The 557-nt window shown below is 67.7% G+C and carries 2 protein-coding genes; both read left to right on the top strand.

Annotated elements, in window-relative coordinates; all coding sequences use genetic code 11:
* A partial coding sequence (locus DYI24_RS27600) for an efflux RND transporter permease subunit (RefSeq protein ID WP_205523728.1) occupies positions 1-333 on the top strand: 333 nt, incomplete at its 5' end.
* A gap of 7 nt (positions 334-340) precedes the next feature.
* Positions 341-557, top strand: a 217-nt coding sequence (locus tag DYI24_RS27605; RefSeq protein WP_164574568.1) for a DTW domain-containing protein, incomplete at its 3' end; no start/stop codon positions are given.

The following is a 557-nucleotide window of genomic DNA, read 5'->3' on the forward strand; positions in this document are numbered from 1 at the left end:
AAGAAGAAGGGGGTCATGATGGTGGATTTCGCGCGGGAGGCCGAACGGGACCGGGGCCTGCCATCCGCCGATGCCATCTTCGAAGCCTGCATCGTCCGGTTCCGGCCGATCCTGATGACCACGCTGGCGGCGCTGTTCGCGGCGATTCCGCTAGTGGTCGCCGTCGGCCCCGGCACCGAGCTGCGCCGGCCGCTCGGCATCACCATCATCGGCGGGCTGTTCGTATCCCAGGTGCTGACGCTGTATACGACGCCGGTGATTTATCTGTTGATCGACCGGGTGCGGCAGCGGCGCTGGCGCCGCGGTGCGCCGGCCGCAGTGCCGGCGGAGTAGGGACGAGATGACGACCGAACACGAGACATCTGCGGCAGAGCTGGGCGCGCCCGAGCCGGAGTGCGAGCGCTGCGGCAAAGCGCTGCCGTTGTGCATCTGCGACACCGTCGAGCCGATCGCCAGCCGCATCCAGCTTCTGATTCTGCAGCATCCGCAGGAGCAGGAACGCGCACTCGGCACCGCGCGGCTGACCGCGCAGCATTTCAAGAACGCGGTGGTTCGGA

It is taken from the genome of Rhodopseudomonas sp. BR0C11 (genome assembly GCF_010820945.1).
Classification (GTDB): domain Bacteria; phylum Pseudomonadota; class Alphaproteobacteria; order Rhizobiales; family Xanthobacteraceae; genus Rhodopseudomonas; species Rhodopseudomonas palustris_H.